The sequence below is a fragment of the Pontibacillus sp. ABV4_188 genome (genome assembly GCF_056311905.1).
The window spans coordinates 4,058,710-4,079,816 of the sequence record NZ_CM149975.1; the positions used below are offsets into that span (position 1 = coordinate 4,058,710).

The following is a 21,107-nucleotide window of genomic DNA, read 5'->3' on the forward strand; positions in this document are numbered from 1 at the left end:
AGGATGGATTAATTATTTCTCTGTAACATGAACTTTAATCGTAGCTGTTACCTCATGATGAAGTTTAACAGGTACATTTGTATATCCAAGAGAACGAATTGGTGAATCCATCTCTATTTTACGTTTGTCAATTTTAATGTCATGAGATTTCTTCAGTTCTTCAGCAATTTGCTTATTCGTAATAGATCCAAATAAACTACCCTTATCACCTGATTTAGCTTGTAGCTCAACCGTAAGATTTTCAAGAGTCTCTTTTAGGCGCTTCGCTTCTTCAAGTTCTTCTTGAGCTTCTTTTTCTTTTTTGTGATCAATTGCTTCTTGGGCTTTTAAATTCCCTTTAGTAGCTTCGACAGCCAAATTATTTTTTAGAAGGTAGTTACGAGCATATCCTTCTGAAACGTTCTTTACTTCGCCTTTTTTACCTTTACCTTTTACATCCTTTGTGAAAATTACCTTCATGATTCATTACCTCCTTCAAAATACTCATCTATAATTTCTTTTAGTTGTTCTTCAGCTTGTTCAATTGTAGTATCGTCAAGCTGGGTAGCAGCATTGGTTAAATGGCCACCACCATTCATACTTTCCATTAAAATTTGCACGTTAACATCACCTAGCGAGCGGGCACTAATACCAATCCGTCCATCTGAACGTTCGGATATAACAAAGGAGGCTACAACTCCACTCATGGTTAACAATGTATCAGCTGCTTGTGCAATGATCACAGGGCCGAATGTGTCTCCCTCATCTGCCTTGGATATGGCAATGCCATCGCGGTAAATCTTAGCGCTCTCAATAAGCTTACTCCGTCTCACGTAAACATCTAAGTCTTCTTTCATGAATTTCTGCACAAGCACCGTATCTGCGCCTTTAGAGCGTAAATAACTAGCGGCATCAAACGTTCTAGAACCAGTACGAAGTGTAAAGCTCTTCGTGTCTACAATGATTCCAGCTAAAAGAGCAGTAGATTCAAGCATATTCAACTTTAATTTCTTCGGTTGATATTCTAACATTTCTGTTACTAGTTCTGCAGTTGAAGAGGCATATGGTTCCATATAGACAAGTGTAGGGTCCTGTATAAACTCTTCCGCTCTTCTGTGGTGGTCAATAACCACTACGTGTTCTGTTTTGTTTAAGAGTTTCTCTTCAATGACAAGAGAAGGTTTGTGGGTGTCGACTACAACAATTAACGTTTTCTTAGTCACAACCTCATGGGCTTCTTCTGGGTCGATAAACCTCGACCATAATTGTTCACTTTGCTGAATCTCATCAAACAAACGTTGAACTCCTGTATTGGCCTCATCGGGATCATATACAATAAATCCGTCTTTATCATTGGCCTGAGCCATTTTCAAGATACCAATACAAGCACCTATCGAGTCCATATCAGGGTTCTTATGTCCCATTACAATAACTTTATCAGCTTCTTGAACAAGTCCCTTCAGGGCATGGGAAATAACGCGTGCACGCACACGGGTACGTTTTTCCATTGGATTTGTCTTACCTCCATAGAAACGAACCTTCCCATTTTCATCCTTAATCGCTACTTGGTCTCCTCCTCGGCCGAGAGCTAAATCGAGACTAGACTGTGCCAACTCACCCAGGTCAGGGAGAGAAGCTTCGCCGACACCAATACCAAAACTCAGTGTAAGAGGAACATTTTTATCCGTAATTAGTTCACGCACATCGTCCAAAATATCAAATTTAGATCGTTCTAAGTTTTTCAGGATACGTTGATTTAAAACCGCGAAAAACTTATCCTGTGAGGAGCGTTTTAAATAGACTCCATTTTCTTGTGACCATTGATTAAGGATAGATGTAACTTGTGAATTAATATGGCTTTTGGCTGTATCATCCATGGCTTGTGTAATCTCTTCATAGTTATCCAGGAAAATAATCGCCAAGATCGTTCGATCATTTTGATATAGATTCTGGACTAATGTTTGTTGAGTTCGGTCAAATAGATACAACAATCGTTCATCTTTTTTTACAACCGTTTGCAATTCATAGTCGTCCATAGAGATCCATACATCATTCTTACCTTCTTTAATTGCTGATACTAGCGTGTCCGAAATCTGATTAAGAGGTTCTCCGACCAATGTTTCCTGAGGAAAAAAGTGATTCATATATGGATTCGCCCATTCGATCTTATAGTCCTCACTAAATAGGACAATCCCTATAGGCATCTCCATTAAGGCTTCTTCTCCTACTTTTTTTACACGGTACGAAAGGGTTGAGATATACTCTTCTGTTTCGTTAATTAGAAACTGTTCGGTTCGAACGCTATAGTAAATAGAAGCAATCAGCAGTGCGGTCATAACTAAACCGAGCTTCCATTCATAATAAAAAATCAGCGCTAATAGAAGAATGGATAATGTATAAATCACCCATAAATGACTACTCAACCTTGGTTTTTTAAAGAAATTCGGCATGACCGTCATCTCCTAAACATAAAGTCGATCCTCATTGCTTTCCTAATCGTTCTCTTAATGAGAAACCTAAATCAATTATACCTAAAATTCGCATCGGAAACACTAATAGGTACGGGAAAAGTAAAGTTAATACTACTGCCGTTATAGGGAGAGCATTGGAACGTTTTTTGTGGTGGGTCAAGGCAAACAAATAAGAAAGGCCCTGCAGAATCATAAAGAAACCGGTGAGCGTATACATATTCTGCGCCACAACACCCATATACTCTTCTGTCGTCGGGAATACCCAAGTCAATACAACGGCGATGAAATAATACCATAATACTGATTTCGGAAAGGTAAACTGATGGACCGGCGGAAATCGTAACGTTTTCTTTTCAATCTTACTCTGTATTCTAAACCCAAGCCATAAGGTAATTAACGAGAAAACTATAGACGAAATTGCCATGACGCTTGGTAACATAGAGGGGAGGTTTTCAAATTGGTTCTGCACAATTGAAAGTTGTTCTTCAGAGATACCCATATCTGAAACCATGCTTTCCGTTGACTGAAAAGCTTCATCGAGCATCGATTGGAAAGCCTCTACTAAATTTAAATTAAATAGAAAGATCATACTTAAATAGAAACTTACAATTCCAATGAGGTACCCAACGGCCCCTTGAGCCCATGCTTCATATGGACTTTTTTCATGGTGTAAAGCAGCTCCTAAAAAGATTCCACCTACTCCTATGGAAAGGGTAACAGGGATCGCTATAAACCCTAAAATCAACATCGAAATAATCGATAGTAGTACTATAAATAACAATGATTGTTTCCAGCCATGTTTAGCAGCAAACAAGAAAAAAGGCAGAGCTAATACTACCATTGAAAAAATAGATAACACAGGAATCACAATGGTAAGTAGAAGGAGGAGGATATAAACCCCACCATACAAAAGGCTCTGACGTAACATACTTGAAGATTTCATTTTCGTTTACTCTCCTCTAAACCATCTATTGAATAGAATTAGATTAACATAAAACGTATATGTGTTCATTAATAGTGTCGCCATCGTTCTATGTACTAAATCAATTGTTAAGGTTAACTTTACAATGCTTTATAGGAGAACGCAAAAGTTCTAATTCTTTTCGGAAGTTCATTGAACTTTTGTTTTACTTAATACTATAAAAACACAAAGTTAAAAGGAAAACTAAGTTTACAGAAAACCCGCCATTAAACGAGCCTTCTGTAAACTGTTTTTATTGTTGCAAAAAAAGCACAGCGTTATATGCTGTGCTTTTAAAAGTCTTACGAAAGAATATTAGTCGTTAACGTAAGGCAATAGTGCCATTTGACGAGAACGTTTAATCGCTCTTGTAAGTTTACGTTGGTATTTAGCAGAAGTTCCTGTTACACGACGAGGAAGAATCTTTCCACGCTCAGAAACAAAACGCTTAAGAAGTTCAACATCTTTATAATCGATGTGTGTAATTCCGTTTGCTGTGAAATAACACACTTTTCTACGCTTCGCGCGACCACGACGAGCCATAATTGAAAACCTCCTTATAATTTAATTAAAATGGTAAATCGTCATCTGAAATATCAATCGGTTCCCCATTATCAGCGAATGGGTCATCCTGTTTAGGTTGATTATTGTTGTTATTGTTGTTTGGATTATATCCAGATTGGTTCTGATTAGATTGGTATCCTTGTGAACCTGCACCACCTGAAGACGAGCCTTTTGATTCTAAGAATTGTACACTATCAGCAACAACTTCTGTCACAAAAACGCGTTTGCCTTCTTGGTTATCGAAGCTTCGGGATTGTAAACGTCCATCAACACCGACTAAGCTTCCTTTACTCATAAAGTTTGCTAGGTTCTCTGCGGCACGACGCCACACGACACAGTTAATGAAATCTGCATCACGGCTACCTTGTTGGCTTGTAAACGGGCGGTTTACAGCAATCGTAAAGTTCGCAACGGCTACTCCGTTGGGTGTATAGCGCAAATCAGGATCCTTGGTTAATCTGCCGGCAAGAACGACACGATTTAACACAGAACCACTCCTTATTGATCGTCTTCGCGTACAGCGATGTGACGAATAATATCATCAGAATACTTAGCAAGGCGATCAAATTCGTTAACAGCTTGGCTGTCACCGTTGAATTTGATTACCATGTAGTAACCATCACGGAAATCGTTAATTTCATAAGCTAAGCGACGCTTGCCTACTTCTTTAGTTTCAGTAATTTCCGCACCATTATCAGTAAGAACCGTGTTGAAACGCTCTACCACTGATTTTTGAGTTTCCTCATCTACGTTTGGGCGGATGATATACATGATCTCGTAATTTCTCATCCGACTTCACCTCCTTTTGGACTTAGCGGCCCTTTTACGGGCAAGGAGTAATTTCTCGTACAATTACTCACAATGTTGTATTATATCAAAGTTAATAAAAAAGCACAACCAAGTTTCCAATTTTACGCTTATACATTAAAGCGGAAATGAATGACATCTCCATCTTTAACGATATATTCTTTGCCCTCTAAACGAACTTTACCATTTTCTTTTGCGACTGACATTTTTCCAGCCTCTACAAGGTCATCATAAGCTACCGTCTCAGCACGGATAAACCCTCTTTCGAAGTCACTGTGAATAATTCCTGCCGCTTGAGGAGCTGTCATTCCTTCTTTAAAGGTCCAAGCGCGAACTTCCTGCTCACCTGCTGTGAAGTACGTAGCCAAACCAAGAAGATTATAGGACGCTTTAATAAGCTGATCAAGACCTGACTCTGCAATGCCTAAATCATCTAAGAATTCTTCTTTTTCTTCTCCTTCAAGCTCAGCAATTTCAGACTCAATCTTTGCACAAACAACAATTACCTGCGCATTCTCTTTTTCAGCAAACTCACGTACAGCTTGTACGTGTTCGTTGCCACTTGGGTCTGCAATTTCATCTTCACCAACATTAGCCACATATAAAACCGGCTTAGATGTTAGTAAATGAAGTCCTTTAACGATTTTTTGTTGATCATCACTATACTCCAAAGCTCTTGCTGGCACTTCTTCTTCAAGGCCTTCTTTAATCTTTTCAAGAACAGCTTGTTCTGCAAGAGCCTCTTTGTCTTTCTGACGAGCCATTTTAGCAACTCGATCAAGACGCTTATTGACTGTTTCTAAGTCAGCCAAGATCAATTCTAAATTGATGGTTTCAATATCCGCAATTGGATCGACTCCACCAGAAACGTGTGTGATGTTATCATCCTGGAAACAACGAACAACGTGACTGATCGCATCTACTTGGCGAATATGAGATAGGAATTGGTTTCCTAACCCTTCACCTTTACTTGCACCCTTCACAATACCTGCGATATCTGTAAATTCAAATGCTGTAGGAACTGTTTTCTTAGGATTTACTAATTCTGTAAGCTTCTCTAATCTTTCATCTGGAACTTCAACAATACCAACGTTAGGATCAATCGTACAGAACGGGTAGTTAGCCGATTCTGCACCTGCCTGCGTAATTGCATTGAATAGAGTTGATTTCCCAACGTTAGGCAAACCTACAATTCCTGTTGTTAATGACATTAACTTTCCACTCCTTAAGGATTACCGTCCATATGAACGTCTGCAGTAACCCAATTATATTGCTCGTCTATACATATGACAAGTAAGCACATTAGAAAAACAAGGGGAAATTCGCCCTTGTTTTTCCATTTATACACTCGTAATTTTTATTTTTTAAGGTGTTCACTAATGATGGTTTTTGATTTTCTACTATACAACATAACATATACAAGGATTAACGTGAAACAACCTTCAAAAGCTCACTACACGCTCTTAGTCTTCTTTTTCTTCGTGTTTCTCAAGGACCTTCTTCATCTTACTTTCAAAGCGCCTTCTTGGTATGAGGACACTATGCCCGCACCCTTCGCACTTTATACGTATATCTGCCCCTAAACGAATAATCTTCCATCTATTCTCACCGCATGGGTGCGACTTCTTCATCTGAACAATATCGTTTAAAGAATATAGTTGATCTGCCATTTGTGATCCTCCTTACGATGTTGTCTCAACGACTTCATGTTCTTCTTGCCTAGAATACATAACTAAACGAGGGAACGGTATTTCAATCCCTTGTTCGTCTAACTTGTTCTTCAATTCCTTGCGAAGCACCCGAGCAATTGGCCAATGCTCCATTGGGTCTGTCTCAGCTATAATTCTTAGCACAACATCAGATGATCCTAAACTTTGTACGCCCAGAAGTTCAGGTGTACCTCTTAACTCCTGATACCGCTTAGGTAACTCTTGGAGCAAGTCTTCTATAACCGCTTCTGCCCGTACAATGTCTCCCTCATAAGCAATGCTGACATCAACAACAGCAATACTGTTATGAACCGAGAAGTTTGTGACTTCATTAATACTGCCATTCGGTATAATGTGGAGTTTGCCTGTCCAATGTTTAATTTTCGTTGTGCGAAGTCCGATCTCTTCAACAAATCCTTCTGAACTTGACGTTTGAACATAGTCGCCTACTGAAAATTGATCTTCAAAGATAATAAAAAATCCAGTAATGATGTCTTTCACCAGGTTTTGGGCTCCAAAACCAATAGCCAATCCAGCAATCCCGGCACCAGCTAACAAAGTTCTCACATCAATACTAATAGTGTCTAAAACCATGATCGCCGCCGTGAAATACACCATATATGTGAGCGTATTTTCCAATAGCTTGACGAGGGTAAGCTCACGCCGTTGAGTAATTTTAAAGGGACCTTTTCTTCTTCGTTTAAAAATGTTTTGGATGACTTGTTTACCAAACTTAATAATAAAATAAGAAAGTAGTAATATGACGATTATATTTAAAACGCCTTTTCCAAGCATCACCCATAAATCAGGACCAGTTACATAATCAACAGAGCTCGCCCATTTACCTTTTAACCAATTCCACAATGTGCTACGCCCCCTCCCCCATTAAACCTTCATAATAAACTATTGTATCAGCTTTTCAACTGATTTTGTATCGATTTAGAAAGGGGTATAACAAAATAGCCGAAAGCACATAAAGGTTTAACAAACCATACAGTGGATATAAATACTTTATCAATGTAGAAAAACCAATACTAGTTAGAGGAAGCATAAGAAACAGTGTAATCGCAGCTAAAAGCCAAAGGGGCCCTTTCAATCGATTCCTAAACCTTGTAATTAATCCAAGAACACCAGAAGCTGCCGTTGTAAAAATGGCAATCCATAACAGAAAAGATATAAATAGAAACATCTCATAAGGGTAATGTTTAAGGATAGCAAACAAGGGAATTTCATAAAGTAAAATATCATCCGCTATTTGAATAAGACTACTATTATAAATAAATGATATAGAGCCTAGCACAAGACCACTCCCAATACTTGCAATCCATATTTCTCCCTTATACCGAACTTCACTTCCCACCGCACCTAGAACAGCAATAAGAGGAAGAATATTAAGCGCAGTAAAAGGGAATGCTGCTGGCCAGTTACTTTGTTCTCCAATATGAGAGAACAGAGAGAGTTCTTGCTGAACGGAGAATAAAATTAACACATACAACAGGCCCCCTATTAGTAAAGGCAGGATAATACTATTCATAGATAAGATTCCTTTAATATCCCACACAAACACTAGAATAAGAGGAACAATAATAGCAATGATTCCTAACCAATAAGAGAAATGAAATGCCTGCCATGTGGCTCCACTACCAGCTAGCATAATAACAGTTGTAGTGAAAAGGTATAGAATGATCATTCCATCGTACAGAAGAGTTAAGTGGTCGCCTACGATTGTACGAAGAACAGGAAGGTAATGCTTCGACTTCTTCTCGAAACTAATCCTCAAGATTACGTAACAGGAAATTGTAAAGAGTATGGTGAAAATCAGAATAGCCAGTCCACTCTCATGACCAAAAAACTGCCATAACTCCCTACCTGAGGCGTATCCTGCTCCAATCATAGTTCCAATGATCAAAAACATCCATTTCACACCAGATCGAATCATATTTTTCCTCCTACCTTCTTTCTTCGTCTATGTATAGAATTCGATAAATCGCTGTATACTAATAACAATATGACTACGGAGGAAAAGCTATGAATCTAAAGCAAAGACTTTTTTCTCAGAAAACAGAACATCGCTACCATTTTGAAGATGAGCAGTTAATGTTGGGAATAACTCAGACGCTTAAAGAGTGGGTGCCTGCTAATCGAGAAATTGTCATTGTCTGTATTGGTACTGACCGTTCTACCGGTGATTCTCTCGGCCCCTTAATTGGGACACTTCTAGAAGAGAGTCACCTTCAACGTATTCACGTGTACGGAACACTTAATGAACCTGTTCATGCCGTTAACCTCAATGAAAAACTTGAATTGATTCAAAAGCGCTATCATCGTCCATACATTATAGGGATCGATGCATGTTTAGGTAAATTATCATCTGTTGGGAATATCATTTTAGGTCAAGGACCTGTAAAACCAGGAGCAGCCGTTAAAAAACAACTCCCTGATGTAGGAGAGATTCACCTTACAGGCGTAGTAAATGTTAGTGGTTTTATGGAGTATTTTGTCTTGCAGAACACACGGTTAAATATTGTCATGCAAATGGCTAAGAAAATGGCCAAAGCACTCCAAACCTTTGACGAAGATATGGGGAAGACTGAGGTGGCAAAGCCTATTCCAACTGATCCTCTCACAACAAAAAGAAAACGCTGGTTACCGATTAAAGAATAGAGTCCATAAAAAAGAGCAAAAACCCGAGAAGGTTTTTGCTCTTTTTTATATTTTGGTCCTTTTTAGGGCTGCGATAAGGAGGATCCACTGAAACTCCTTACGCCCTTACAATTCAATCGGTCCATTCATCTAACCGTTATATTCCTAACTCCAACCATCCATAAAGGATGAAGCCGATAAACAGTAAACTGGGCAACAAATTGGCCACCCGTACTTTCGTTATATGAAGTATATTAAGTCCGATTGCAACGATTAAAATTCCGCCAGTAGCTGTCATTTCAACAATAAAGATATCCATAAAGTCTTGAGGGATCCAATTGTGAATTTGAGTAGATAACAGCGTGATTCCTCCCTCATATAAGAGAACCGGTATAACTGAAAGCATGACGCCCCATCCTAACGTCGTCGTTAAAACAAGGGCAACGAATGAATCTATAATTGCTTTTGTGACTAATACGTCGTGGTCTCCCCTTATGCCACTATCAAGAGCTCCTACTACAGCCATTGCCCCAATAACAAAAATTAAGGAGGCGGTTATAAACCCTTCTGAAACAGAGGATTGTTCACCTTTACTAAATCTTAATTCTAAGAAAGCACCAAGTTTCTCAAACCGCTCCTCAAGTTGGAGCCATTCTCCAGCAAAAGCTCCAAACAGTAAACTGAGTAACATGACAATAATTTGATCGGTCTCTATTGCCATCCGTAAACCAATGAGGGTTACAGCTAATCCAATGCCATTCATAGTTGTTTCTTTCGTTCTTTCAGGTATTTTATGAAAGAATAACCCTATTAAACTACCTATTAAAATACCAATGCCATTTACAAGTGTCCCAAATAAAATCATCTATCGTTTTCCCCCAACAAGCTTATCCTTGTTTCATGTGAAACAGTTTGGTAAACATCTGCTTTAAATATGAAAAAAGCCTGATGCTTGCATGACCAAGCATCAGGTATGGGACTTTATTCTTCAAAGTAGTGTAGAATACGATCCAGGTCCTCTTCAGAGAAAAATTCAATTTCAATTTTCCCTTTTCGTTTCCCTTTTTGAATGGATACCCCTGTTCCTAACCGTTCTTGAAGAAGGGATTCCCTCTCTTGAATGAAGATATCTTTCTTTACTTTTTTCTTCTTATTTTTTTGCATGTTCTTTTCATTTAATTGAAGAATGTACTGCTCTACCTGACGTACATTTAATCCTTCTTTTCGAATCTTTTCAACGAGAGGTAGGAGTTGGTTTTTATCCTTCAACCCTAACAAAGCTCTCCCTTGTCCCATAGAAAGTTCTCCGTTATTAATAAGCTCTCCAACAGGTTTAGGAAGCGACAAAAGACGAACTAAATTCGCAATATGAGGGCGACTTTTCCCAAGACGTTTTGCTAACTGTTCCTGCGTTAAATTTAGCTCTTTCATTAAGTTTGAATAGGCATGTGCCTCTTCAATCGGTGTAAGGTCCTCTCGCTGAAGATTTTCTAGTAAAGCCAATTCCATCATATTTTGTTCGGAAAGATCACGAATAACAGCCGGGACAGTACTCAGCCCCGCTTCCGTAGCTGCCCTATATCGTCTTTCTCCTACTACAATGTCATATCCTTTTATACTTTTCCGTACAATAATGGGTTGAAGAATTCCATATTGAAGAATTGATTCTTTCAGTTCCTCAATCGCTTTTGGATCAAAAACCTTTCTTGGCTGATAAGGATTCGGGCGACATTCTTGAACAGAAACTTCTTGTACCTTTTCCTCTTCTGTTACTTCTACTTCCGGAAAGAAGGAGCCTAGTCCCTTACCTAACCCTCTGGCCATTCGTCATCACTTCCTTTGCTAATTCTAAGTATACTTCTGCACCACGGGATTTTGGATCGTAAAGAATAATGGGCTGTCCATGACTTGGAGCTTCACCTAAACGAACGTTACGAGGTATAACAGATCCATACACTTTGTCTTGGAAGTACTTCTTAACTTCATCAATAACTTGTATTCCTAAATTGGTACGGGCATCTAGCATTGTAAGTAATACGCCTTCAATCATAAGTTGCTTATTCAAGTGCTTCTGCACGAGGCGTACAGTATTTAACAGCTGACTCAATCCTTCTAATGCATAGTACTCACATTGCACAGGTATCAAAACAGCATCTGAAGCCGTCAAAGCATTGATCGTAAGTAACCCTAAGGATGGAGGGCAGTCAATAATAACGTAATCATATTCATCCTTTACCGAATCAATCGCTTTCTTTAAGCGGACTTCACGTGAGATCGTTGGAACAAGTTCAATTTCTGCACCTGCTAACTGAATCGTTGCAGGTATTGCGTCTAAATTTTCCACCATCGTAGGAACCTTCACATACTTTGCTTCTAAGTCTTCAACTAGCACATTGTATACACATTGATCCATATCAGCTTTCTCAATCCCCACTCCACTTGTTGCGTTACCTTGTGGATCGATATCAACTAATAGAACCTTGTGGTTTAAATAAGCTAAGCTAGCACTTAGACTAACAGCTGTAGTGGTCTTTCCCACACCGCCTTTTTGATTAGCAACGGCGATTACTTTACCCATGATGTCACCTACCTCTAATCTGTCAAATCTTTCATGTTTATTCTATCATCTTTTAAACCCATTAGATGAAATAAATCAGATAAAATTCTAATCTTAAGCCTCTAAACTAGTGCTTTACAGATTCTTTATTGTTTCTAGAGATACAAAATTTAAGTGAAAAAAACCCACCTTATGTGCGTCACAAAAGATGGGAAGTACTAGCATCATGATTGTTTTTTAGGAATCTTAATAGTGATTTGATAGTAATCATCATAATCTTCTTCATCCGTTTCAAGATCAATACCTGTGTCTGAAACCATCGTAAGCGATTGTTTTATTGTGTTCATCGCAATGCGCATATCTTTACTGATCCCTTTTAACTGTGGCTTACGCTTTTTGGGCTTGTGTTCCCCTTCACGCATCTTAGCTATTTTTTCTTCTGTTTGCTTTACATTAAGGGACTTTTCAATAATTTCTTCTAACAACTGCTCCTGCTTCTCAGGATCTTTCAGCGCAATAAGAGCACGGGCGTGTCGTTCTGTAATTTTCTTCTCAAGGATGGCTTGTTGAACTACATCCGGCAGCTTTAATAACCGTAATTTATTTGCAATTGTCGATTGGCTTTTTCCAAGCCGCTGCGCTAAAGCCTCTTGTGTTAAGTTATGAATTTCTAGCAACTTAGCATAAGCCATTGCCTCTTCAATAACCGTTAACTCTTCTCGTTGTAAATTTTCAATTAGAGCAACAGAAGCAGTTTGTGCTTCATCCATTTCTCTAATGATCGCTGAAACATTCTCCCACCCTAAATGCTGGACAGCTCTCCAACGACGCTCACCAGCTATTAATTCATAACCAGCATCTTCACCTTGCATCTTGCGAACCACAATAGGTTGAATCATACCATGTGTTTGAATGGTCTGAGCCAACTCTTCAATCTTGTCATGATTGAAGATAGTACGCGGCTGATAGCGGTTTGGTTGGATATTGTTCACTGGTAATTGAATAACTTCATCAGGATGATAGTCTTGTCGTTCTTGATCTTTCTCTTCCGCTTCGGACTTATCCCCTATTCCAAATAAGCGGCTGAATGGGTGTTTCATCCTTTGACACCACCTTTTCTACTTTCACCCTTTATGGGTACCCTTCGTGTTATCATCTAAGGAATGTTTCACGTGAAACAGTAAAAGAAACCATTATAGAAAACATCTCTTTTCGATAGAGATGCGAGGATCCAAGTATTGTTCTCTTCTTTTATCCTTGAGGAAGGAAGGACAAAATTTTGAAAGTGCAAAAAAGCGCTGCAGCGGAGGCTGCCGCGCATATAACGTTCATTTGCGATTTTATAGAAGCAGTCTTCTTCTATCATCGTATAATTCTATCTATATTTTAGCACATAATCTATGAAATGAGCAGGGAGAGCTTGAAAATCTTTTCAAATATTCCTGACTCAGAAGACAACTATAGAGCCTCTACTCCTATTTGTAATATGTATATATTCTCCACTTATTGACATAAATCCTTCTAACTCATCAACTCCCTTACACAATTCGATGAAATTTAAGATTTTCGTAGGTCGTTCATATGCCCCGCGCATAAGTGTTGCTCTAAGAAAGGTATCCAAAAAGCTTTTATAATCGACGCGTTGAGCTATTCAACAGTTGGAACGAATTCAATAGGCTCCCATTCATATTTGTATCATGAAAGACTTATGACAGATTAACAGAATTCTTACCTAATCTACAAATAAAACCTTTAAGTTAGAATTCTATTAAAAGGAAATACAAAAAAACACATGAGCTTTCTTATCCAGAAAACCCATGTGTTTACTATTTTTGTACCCTGATTCTTTATTGTGTCAAAGGGCTTTTATTAGGAAGACCCGCTTTACGTGGATATTTCTTAGGTGTTTTACGACGCTTGTGATAGATTCCAATATTACGTTCGCTATCCTCTTCCGGTAAATAGAAAGTGTGATGTTTCTCTAGTTCAGCACCAAGGAGACTTGTCGCAAAAGCTGCATCCTCCAGTTCATCTTTAAAAGATGCGCCCTTCATTGCAACGAACTTACCTCCTACCTTCGTGAGAGGCAGACACAATTCGCTTAAAACAGATAGTCTTGCTACAGCGCGGGCCGTTACCATATCGTACTGTTCCCTAAACTGTTGGTTCTTACCGAAGTTCTCAGCACGATCGTGATAAAAAGCGACATCATCGAGTTCAAGTTTTGTAGCTAAATGATTTAAGAATGTAATACGTTTCTTTAACGAATCGACAATCGTTACCTTTAGTTGCGGAAAGACGATTTTTAAAGGGAGACTAGGGAATCCTGCCCCAGCCCCCACATCACATATCGATAAAGGTTGATTGAAATCTAAATAAAAAGCTGCTGTTATTGAATCGTAAAAGTGCTTTAGATATACACTCTCTTCATCTGTAATAGCCGTTAGGTTCATTTTTTCGTTCCACTCTACGAGAGCTTCAAAATAATCATGGAACTGCTTCTTTTGTTTCTCATTTAGTTCAATCCCTTGATCTTGTAAAGCTTTAAGAAAGGTTTCTTTGTTCATGACACCGGTCCTTTCTGCTTAGGCTTCATCTCCAGAGACCTTAGCAATTTTTCCTTGTTCTATATAGACAAGTAAGATTGATACATCTGCTGGGTTCACACCAGAAACACGAGAAGCCTGACCTACCGATAAAGGACGCACCTCTTTCAGGCGATCCCTTGCTTCAGAAGCGATACCATGGATATCATCATAATCAATGTCCTCTGGAATCTTCTTGTTTTCCATTTTTCTCATACGTTCAATTTGCTGCTCTGACTTTTGAATATAGCCAGCATATTTCGTATGGATCTCCACTTGTTCCTCTACTGCTTCTGGAAGATCTTTTTTCTCTTCAAGGAGACTTGCAACCATTTCATATTTCATTTCAGGTCGTTTAAGCAAGTCATACGCGTTAACAGCATCTTTAAGAGGCGAACCGCCCGCTTGTTGAATAACCTCTTGAACTTCATCTGTTGCTTTAATCGTAATACCTTTTAGACGTTCAATTTCTTCGTTAATCATACGTTTCTTATCTTGGAAGCGAGCATAACGATCTTCAGAGATCATTCCAATTTCGTAACCAATATCCGTAAGACGAAGGTCTGCGTTATCATGACGCAAGATCAGGCGGTATTCAGCGCGAGAAGTAAGAAGACGATACGGTTCGTCCGTTCCTTTCGTTACTAAATCATCAATAAGAACACCGATATAAGCTTGAGAACGATCTAAAATAACCGGTTCTTTGCCTAGTACTTTAGAAGCTGCATTAATACCTGCCATTAAACCTTGGGCCGCGGCTTCTTCATATCCAGAAGTACCGTTTATTTGACCAGCTGTAAACAAACCTTCAACTGCTTTTAATTCGAGTGTTGGCCAAAGTTGGGTTGGGATGACAGAATCATACTCAATCGCATACCCAGCTCGCATGATTTCAGCTTTTTCAAGACCTGGTACCGTCTCGATCATTTGCTTTTGAATGTTTTCAGGTAGGGAAGTAGATAGGCCTTGTACATAAACCTCTTCTGTATTTCTACCTTCAGGTTCTAAAAAGACCTGGTGACGAGGTTTATCATGGAAGCGAACGATTTTGTCTTCAACAGAAGGGCAGTAACGTGGCCCTGTACCTTTCACCATTCCTGAATACATTGCAGATGAACTTAAGTTGTCATCAATAATCTGATGAGTAAATTCATTCGTATACGTTAACCAACATGGGATTTGATCCATGATATATTCTGTTGTCTCATAGGAAAATGCACGTGGAACTTCATCCCCTGGCTGAATTTCTGTTTTTGAATAGTCAATGGAATGACTGTTTACGCGCATTGGAGTTCCTGTCTTAAAGCGAACCATCTTAATACCAAGTTCTTCAAGCTGAACAGATAAATCTGTGGAAGCACGTTGGTTATTAGGCCCGCTCTCATAGGCTAAATCTCCAATGAGTACTTTACTACGCATGAATGTTCCGGTTGTCACAATGACAGAGTCTGCTGTATAAGCGGCCTTTGTCTCTGTTACGACACCTTTACATACCCCATCTTCTACCATAAGTTCTTTTACCATTCCCTGGCGAATTGTTAGGTTTGGTTCATTCTCAATAACTTTTTTCATTTCTTGAATATACAGATGTTTGTCAGCTTGTGCACGAAGAGCACGCACAGCTGGTCCTTTTCTTGTATTTAATAAACGCATTTGAATATACGTTTTATCAATTACTTTGGCCATTTCTCCGCCTAAGGCATCAATTTCACGTACGACGACACCTTTTGCCGGTCCTCCAATTGAAGGGTTACAAGGCATAAAGGCAATCATATCTAAATTTAACGTTAGCATTAATGTCTTCGCTCCGCGACGGGCAGCTGCTAACCCAGCTTCCACACCTGCATGACCAGCACCAACAACAATAACGTCATAATGTCCTGCATCAAAAGTATTCATGACTCTCTCTCCTTAACTCACTTTTATTTCCCTAAACAAAACTGAGAGAATAACTGATCAATTAAGCTTTCTTGAACCGTATCACCGACGATTTCACCAAGAAGTTCCCATGTTCTAGTTACATCGATTTGAACCATATCAATCGGCATCCCCGCATTCATTCCATCCATTGCATCTTCTAACGTTTCTTTAGCTTGATTCAACAGTTGGACGTGGCGAACATTCGAAAGGTAAGTCATATCGCCTGTATCGATATCTCCTTCAAAGAAAATATCTGATATAGATGTTTCTAATTGATCAATACCTTGCTCTTCAATTAACGACGTCGTCACAATTGGATGATCACCCGCAACTTCGCGTAATTCATCCATATCTATTTGTTGAGGCAAATCTGTCTTATTTACAATAACAATGACATCCATGCCTTCAACCGCTTCAAACAATTTTTTGTCTTCTTGCGTAATTGTGTCTCCATTATTCAAGACAAGCAAGATTAAATCCGCTTCTTGTAAAACTTGGCGGGACCTCTCCACACCAATCTTCTCAACTAAATCTTCTGTTTCACGAATTCCTGCGGTGTCAATGAGACGAAGTGGAACTCCTCTGACGTTTACATACTCTTCAATGACATCACGAGTTGTTCCAGGAACTTCTGTAACAATCGCTTTATTCTCATGAACTAATGCATTCATTAGAGAAGACTTCCCTACGTTCGGACGCCCAACAATAGCTGTTCCGAGACCTTCGCGAAGTATTTTCCCTTGTTTAGCCGTTCTTAACAGTCGTTCAATCTCTTGGTGAACCTGTCTGGTGTTTTGAATCATTAAATCGTTCGTCATTTCTTCAACGTCATCATATTCCGGATAATCAATATTAACTTCTACTTGAGCTAATACCTCCAGTAGTTCTTGTCTTAATTTCTGAATTAAATGGGATAGACGACCATCCATTTGCTTTAAAGCAACATTCATAGCCCGGTCCGTCTTAGCACGGATTAAATCCATAACTGCTTCGGCCTGGGATAGATCGATACGTCCATTTAAAAAAGCACGCTTAGTAAATTCGCCCGGCTCAGCTAAACGGGCTCCTTGTGACAAAGTTAACTCTAAAACACGGTTTACAGAAACAAGACCACCATGACAGTTGATCTCTACTATATCTTCACGAGTGAACGTTTTAGGAGCACGCATGACAGAAACCATGACTTCTTCTACCATTTCATTCGTTTTAGGGTCCAGTAACTTCCCATAATGAATCGTATGAGTGCCAACCTCGTTTAAATCTTTACCCTGAAACATTCCGTTTGCTACCGAAACCGCTTCTGGACCACTTAAACGAACAATCGCGATCGCTCCTTCCCCAACGGGGGTCGATATCGCACTTATAGTATCTGTGTCCATGCTCTCACCTCTTTCCTCATCCTTAATTATATTTTATCCACAATTGTTTGATTTATATAGTCACTAACTTATTAGATTAGCACATAACACAATTCTTTGAAAAGCTTTTACTTCAAACTATTTATATAAGCAGAGCTTTATCCACATGTGGATAACTTATATTGCTTATTTCCCTTCTTTTCATTGTCACATGGAATGCGACTCAACCACAAGAAATGCCCCCGGTCCTCGACCAGGGGCATCTAAAACGTTATTCGGGTTTGATCACAACATGACGATGCGGTTCTGAACCATCAGAGTACGTCGAAACTTGTTTGTTATGCTGAAGAGCAGCGTGAATAATTTTTCTCTCATAAGAAGGCATTGATTCAAGCGCAATCTCAGTCTTCGTTCGGACGGCTTTGTCAGCCAGACGATTTGCTAAACCTGAAAGTGTCTCTTTCCTTCTTTCTCTATATCCTTCGGCATCTACCATTGCCGTAAGATACTGATGACCATCCTTGTTTATGACCAACTGAGCTAACGACTGCAAAGCATTTAGTGTTTGACCCCGCTTACCAATAAGTAAAGCAATTTTATCGCCTTGGAGCTCAAATATAACTTCTTTACTCTTTTTCTGAACGGTTACATGAATCGGAGCCCCCATTTGGTTACCGACTTCTTCTAAATACTCCTTCGTTGCCTCAATCGCACCTTCCACATCAGATGTTTTCTTCACTTCTTCTTCCGTTACACTATAACTTACGTGAGTTTCTGTACTTTCTTTTTGGTCAACAGGTTCTTCAGTTGGTTCTGGTGCGGTCGAAACCGTCTCATCTTTAGTGGTTATCATCATAACTTTTACAATAGCTTTCTTAGCACCAAACACACCGAAGAATCCTTTTTTGCCTTCGTCAATTATTTCTACATTAACTTGGTCCCTCGAGGTGTTTAACTGCTCTAACGCTGAACGGACCGCGTCCTCAACTGTTTGTCCAGTAGCAGTTACTTGTCTCACTTACTTCGCTCCCTCTGTTTCTTTATCCTTCATCATTGGCTTACGAATAAAAACAGTTTGTGCAATCATAAATAAGTTACCTACTACCCAGTAAAGTGCTAATGCTGCTGGGAAGTTTAATGCAAAAATACCAATCATAACCGGCATAATGTAAAGCATCATTTTCATTTGTGGATTCTGATCCATCGTGCCAGCCATCATTAACTTTTGCTGAATAAATGTTGTTGCTGCTGCAACGAGTGGCATAATGAAGAATGGATCTGGTGCACCTAATTCAAACCATAAGAAACTATGTGTTTCAATTTCCTGCGTACGAACAATTGCATGGTAAAAGGCAATTAAGATCGGCATTTGTAAAAGAATTGGGAAACAACCAGCTAACGGGTTAACCCCATTTTTCTGGAACAATTGCATTGTTTCTTGTTGTAGCTGTTGCTGTGTCTTCTGATCTTTTGAGCTATACTTTTGTCTTAGCTCTTGTAACTGTGGTTGTATTTCCTGCATAGCTTTAGAGCTTTTTAACTGTTTTACGTTTAACGGCAACAGAATCAAGCGAATGATCAGTGTTACAACTACAATAGATAAACCGTAGCTTTCACTAAACAAGCCTGCGAAATACTTAATTAACAATGACAGTGGATAGACGAAATACTCATTCCAAAATCCTGTACTTTCAGATGTGATGTTTTGATCAATTTGAGTACAACCTGAGAGTACAACAAGAAGTCCTGTCAGAGTTAATAAAAAAAGGACCTTCTTTCGCAACGTTTCTTCCTCCTTATTATCCCAAACGGTAATATTCCAGTAATACATGTATTCTATCATTAGTGACTGGCAAGCTTCTATATCAAATCTTAAGCTTTTACTGATTTCGCTAAAAGATTTGTTTTCTTTAAAACGTGAGACAAACTTTTCTTGATCTCTTGGAAATTCATTTGATTGGTTGGCTTTCTAGCAATGACAACTATATCGTAATTTTGCTCCATTCGTGGCTCAAGTTCAAGAAAGGCTTGTCTCAAGTAACGCTTTATTTGATTTCTCATAACGGCGTTTCCGATCTTTTTGCTTACTGAAAGGCCAATTCGGAAGTGAGGTTGTTCCTCTTTTTTTACGTAGTAGAGCACCAGTTGTCTATTTGCAAATGAAGAACCCTTTTTAAAAACATGTTGAAATTCTTCATTTTTTTTAATGCGGTATTGTTTCTTCATAATTTCATCCTCACTCTTAAAAAAAAGCGTAGTGCGCCTTTAGATACACGAGTTTCCAATCTTCAAGATGTGCAAAGTCGCTAGTAAATTAAGTTACGACCATCATATGTCGTTTCTTCTTTTATTCTCAACATAAAAAACGTATTCCCCCTGCTTACAGCATATCCCCTACAGAAAAAAGTTATATCATACGAAACAGCATTTTCTTAAAGAAATATTAGATCAGCACCACCATAAATGGTTTAGTGAGGAATACGTTTTATTTACGTTCAAACTAGAAAAAAGACCACTGACATATGTTCAGTGGCCTATGCAGATAATGTTTTTCTACCTTTGCGACGACGGCGCGCTAGTACTTTACGTCCGTTTGCAGAACTCATACGATTACGGAAGCCGTGCACTTTTTTACGTTTACGGTTATTTGGTTGAAATGTACGTTTCATTGTATAGACACCTCCCTGAGGATTGAATAAATTCAAAAACTAAAAAGACAGTCCAATTCATTATAAGAAGGATAGGCATAAAAAGTCAACTTTTCTTTTAGGTTTCTAATGAATGTAGCCCATCGTTAGAACGCATACGCTTGTCATGTCACCTTTACTGCTCATTATAACCTTTTTATATTTTTTAAATTCTTACTCAATGTTTCCTACCGTAATGTTCACGTGGCCAAACTATAAAGCAGGATCTGTTTTCACTAACTATCTTCCTCCACCCAAAACCAATTTAATTTTACCTCTACTGGAACTTAGCAATGATCCCCATCCATTTTAGCTAACAACATTAGCTATTCATTACACGTTAAATAGTGTGTTTAATCAGGGCATTATTTTCTGTACACTTTGTCTGTGAATAACTTTATTATTGATTTTCGACTATCCACACCAATTATCGACAAGTTAATCACAAAATATAGTGTTGTGGATAAACATTATCTACAAGCAGTAGATTGTGTGGATAACCAACCAAAAACCATTGCAACTCGGGGATTTATTTGGTATTATATTTGTGTTTTAGTAATGAACAACAAAACACACCTAATATTCTTTTCCACAGACTGTGGATAAGTTGTGGACATCTATTCACAGTGGTGTGCACTTACTTATCAACAATATTGTGGATTGTGCTTATAAGTTTACTACAGACTGTTATAGTAACAGTTATGCTTCCACAGAATTATAAGTCCTGAAGATTGCACAAAAGTTGTACAACCCACCTCCGGATCTCCTTTCTTTATGTATATTTACCAAGAAAGGTAGGATACGTGAGGTTTTTTGTTTCATAAACTCTTCTTTACTATATTAATGCTCGAAAGGGGTGAAATTTG

At 38.7% G+C, this 21,107-nt stretch carries 22 protein-coding genes; 1 reads left to right on the forward strand and 21 read right to left on the reverse strand.

Annotation, left to right across the window (positions count from 1 at the left end; all coding sequences use genetic code 11):
* Positions 1-12 precede the first annotated feature (12 nt).
* From rplI to ACYX4O_RS20280, 10 genes are all read right to left on the reverse strand, one after another.
* Positions 13-459, reverse strand: coding sequence for a 50S ribosomal protein L9 (gene rplI / locus ACYX4O_RS20235; RefSeq protein ID WP_476353563.1), 447 nt, complete (start codon positions 457-459; stop codon positions 13-15).
* Positions 456-2,429, reverse strand: a complete 1,974-nt coding sequence (locus ACYX4O_RS20240; protein ID WP_476353565.1) for a DHH family phosphoesterase — start codon at positions 2,427-2,429, stop codon at positions 456-458. The genes rplI and ACYX4O_RS20240 overlap by 4 nt, the downstream gene beginning before the upstream one ends.
* Positions 2,430-2,460: 31 nt before the next feature.
* Positions 2,461-3,393: a YybS family protein gene (locus ACYX4O_RS20245; RefSeq protein ID WP_476353567.1), complete on the reverse strand. Its 933-nt coding sequence runs from the start codon at positions 3,391-3,393 to the stop codon at positions 2,461-2,463.
* Between the two features lie 333 nt (positions 3,394-3,726).
* Positions 3,727-3,954, reverse strand: a complete 228-nt coding sequence (gene rpsR / locus ACYX4O_RS20250; RefSeq protein WP_036780513.1) for a 30S ribosomal protein S18 — start codon at positions 3,952-3,954, stop codon at positions 3,727-3,729.
* 25 nt (positions 3,955-3,979) lie between these two features.
* Positions 3,980-4,462, reverse strand: coding sequence for a single-stranded DNA-binding protein (gene ssb / locus ACYX4O_RS20255; RefSeq protein ID WP_476353569.1), 483 nt, complete (start codon positions 4,460-4,462; stop codon positions 3,980-3,982).
* Between the two features lie 11 nt (positions 4,463-4,473).
* The gene (gene rpsF, locus ACYX4O_RS20260) at positions 4,474-4,764 is read right to left on the reverse strand and encodes a 30S ribosomal protein S6 (protein ID WP_476353571.1); all 291 of its coding nucleotides are present in this window, start codon (positions 4,762-4,764) and stop codon (positions 4,474-4,476) included.
* A 128-nt stretch (positions 4,765-4,892) separates the two neighbouring features.
* Entirely contained in the window at positions 4,893-5,993 is a 1,101-nt protein-coding gene (gene ychF, locus ACYX4O_RS20265) for a redox-regulated ATPase YchF (RefSeq protein WP_476353573.1), read from the reverse strand.
* A 252-nt stretch (positions 5,994-6,245) separates the two neighbouring features.
* Positions 6,246-6,452 carry a DUF951 domain-containing protein gene (locus ACYX4O_RS20270; protein ID WP_476353574.1) on the reverse strand — a complete coding sequence of 69 codons (207 nt, stop codon included), beginning with the start codon at positions 6,450-6,452 and terminating at the stop codon, positions 6,246-6,248.
* A 12-nt stretch (positions 6,453-6,464) separates the two neighbouring features.
* Positions 6,465-7,286, reverse strand: coding sequence for a mechanosensitive ion channel family protein (locus tag ACYX4O_RS20275; protein ID WP_476357218.1), 822 nt, complete (start codon positions 7,284-7,286; stop codon positions 6,465-6,467).
* A gap of 124 nt (positions 7,287-7,410) precedes the next feature.
* On the reverse strand, positions 7,411-8,430 hold the full coding sequence (locus tag ACYX4O_RS20280) for a YkvI family membrane protein (RefSeq protein ID WP_476353576.1): 1,020 nt from the start codon (positions 8,428-8,430) through the stop codon (positions 7,411-7,413).
* A gap of 89 nt (positions 8,431-8,519) precedes the next feature.
* Here ACYX4O_RS20280 and yyaC point away from each other — a divergent pair, with 89 nt between their 5' ends.
* Positions 8,520-9,155, forward strand: a complete 636-nt coding sequence (gene yyaC, locus ACYX4O_RS20285; RefSeq protein ID WP_476353578.1) for a spore protease YyaC — start codon at positions 8,520-8,522, stop codon at positions 9,153-9,155.
* 136 nt (positions 9,156-9,291) lie between these two features.
* Here yyaC and ACYX4O_RS20290 read toward each other — a convergent pair whose 3' ends face one another.
* The 11 genes from ACYX4O_RS20290 to rpmH all read right to left on the reverse strand — a co-directional run bounded on the left by ACYX4O_RS20290 (position 9,292) and on the right by rpmH (position 20,223).
* Positions 9,292-9,999, reverse strand: coding sequence for a DUF554 domain-containing protein (locus tag ACYX4O_RS20290; RefSeq protein WP_476353580.1), 708 nt, complete (start codon positions 9,997-9,999; stop codon positions 9,292-9,294).
* Between the two features lie 116 nt (positions 10,000-10,115).
* Entirely contained in the window at positions 10,116-10,958 is an 843-nt protein-coding gene (locus ACYX4O_RS20295; RefSeq protein WP_476353582.1) for a ParB/RepB/Spo0J family partition protein, read from the reverse strand.
* A complete protein-coding gene (locus ACYX4O_RS20300; RefSeq protein WP_188651035.1) occupies positions 10,939-11,712 on the reverse strand; it encodes a ParA family protein in 774 nt (257 codons plus the stop codon). The genes ACYX4O_RS20295 and ACYX4O_RS20300 overlap by 20 nt, the downstream gene beginning before the upstream one ends.
* A 203-nt stretch (positions 11,713-11,915) precedes the next feature.
* A complete protein-coding gene (gene noc, locus ACYX4O_RS20305) occupies positions 11,916-12,791 on the reverse strand; it encodes a nucleoid occlusion protein (protein WP_476353584.1) in 876 nt (291 codons plus the stop codon).
* Positions 12,792-13,538: 747 nt separating this feature from the next.
* Complete coding sequence (gene rsmG / locus ACYX4O_RS20310; protein ID WP_188651039.1) at positions 13,539-14,258, reverse strand: 16S rRNA (guanine(527)-N(7))-methyltransferase RsmG; 720 nt, start codon at positions 14,256-14,258, stop codon at positions 13,539-13,541.
* 18 nt (positions 14,259-14,276) lie between these two features.
* Positions 14,277-16,175 carry a tRNA uridine-5-carboxymethylaminomethyl(34) synthesis enzyme MnmG gene (gene mnmG / locus ACYX4O_RS20315; RefSeq protein WP_476353586.1) on the reverse strand — a complete coding sequence of 633 codons (1,899 nt, stop codon included), beginning with the start codon at positions 16,173-16,175 and terminating at the stop codon, positions 14,277-14,279.
* Positions 16,176-16,198: 23 nt separating this feature from the next.
* Complete coding sequence (gene mnmE, locus ACYX4O_RS20320) at positions 16,199-17,575, reverse strand: tRNA uridine-5-carboxymethylaminomethyl(34) synthesis GTPase MnmE (RefSeq protein WP_476353588.1); 1,377 nt, start codon at positions 17,573-17,575, stop codon at positions 16,199-16,201.
* Between the two features lie 250 nt (positions 17,576-17,825).
* Positions 17,826-18,572: an RNA-binding cell elongation regulator Jag/EloR gene (gene jag / locus ACYX4O_RS20325; RefSeq protein ID WP_476353589.1), complete on the reverse strand. Its 747-nt coding sequence runs from the start codon at positions 18,570-18,572 to the stop codon at positions 17,826-17,828.
* Positions 18,573-19,337 carry a YidC family membrane integrase SpoIIIJ gene (gene spoIIIJ / locus ACYX4O_RS20330; protein WP_476353591.1) on the reverse strand — a complete coding sequence of 255 codons (765 nt, stop codon included), beginning with the start codon at positions 19,335-19,337 and terminating at the stop codon, positions 18,573-18,575.
* A gap of 89 nt (positions 19,338-19,426) precedes the next feature.
* Positions 19,427-19,780 carry a ribonuclease P protein component gene (gene rnpA / locus ACYX4O_RS20335; RefSeq protein WP_036780565.1) on the reverse strand — a complete coding sequence of 118 codons (354 nt, stop codon included), beginning with the start codon at positions 19,778-19,780 and terminating at the stop codon, positions 19,427-19,429.
* Between the two features lie 308 nt (positions 19,781-20,088).
* Positions 20,089-20,223 carry a 50S ribosomal protein L34 gene (gene rpmH, locus ACYX4O_RS20340; RefSeq protein ID WP_036780566.1) on the reverse strand — a complete coding sequence of 45 codons (135 nt, stop codon included), beginning with the start codon at positions 20,221-20,223 and terminating at the stop codon, positions 20,089-20,091.
* Between the last annotated feature and the right edge of the window lie 884 nt (positions 20,224-21,107).